Origin of the sequence: Sphingomonas panni, assembly GCF_022664435.1 — a bacterium.
GTDB lineage: Bacteria > Pseudomonadota > Alphaproteobacteria > Sphingomonadales > Sphingomonadaceae > Sphingomonas > Sphingomonas panni.
Genome location: NZ_JAKREU010000027.1, coordinates 1 through 540, shown reverse-complemented (window position 1 = coordinate 540; position 540 = coordinate 1). Strand labels below are relative to the sequence as shown.

1 protein-coding gene is annotated in these 540 nt (G+C 65.4%); it reads right to left on the bottom strand.

The genetic code is table 11. From position 1 onward, the window contains the following. Window positions 1-150: 150 nt before the first annotated feature. A partial coding sequence (locus MF609_RS19815; RefSeq protein WP_479725614.1) for an FTR1 family protein occupies window positions 151-540 on the bottom strand: 390 nt, incomplete at its 5' end.

Here is a 540-nt window from a genome sequence, read left to right as displayed (position 1 = left end):
GCTTGCGACAAGATGGCCGCGTAAATGGCCCGAGGGCGGCGCTTTCCCCGCCGCCCTCCCGTTACATTGCGAGCCAAGGCGCGTGAGACGGTGCGATGCACGGTCAGGGTTGCGGCAACGCTTTAGAGAGGGGCGTTGTCTGCCCTGCCGCTAGTAGGCTAGCGGCCCGCCCGCCCGCGGCTTGGCGCGGCGGTTCCAGGCAAACCCGATCACGATCACGGCAAGCATCAGGAGTTGTGCCAGCACCGACTGAAATGTCGGGAACAGGCCCAACATCGAGATACGTGGCACACTGGCGAGCGGCGCTATGTCGATGATCCCGGCCTCTTGGAGGGCAGCGACTCCCTTACCGGCCAGCACGACCGTCAGAGCGGCCATCAGCCACGAGCTGTAGCGGAAGAACTGCGTAATCGGCAGCGTCCGGCTGTAGCGGAGCATTGCCCAGGCGATGACGGCGAGAAGGCTGATCGCTGCGCCGGCGCCGGCCAGCAGCATCGCGGTGTTACCCTGTGTCGAGAGCGCGGCGTAGAAAAGGATCGT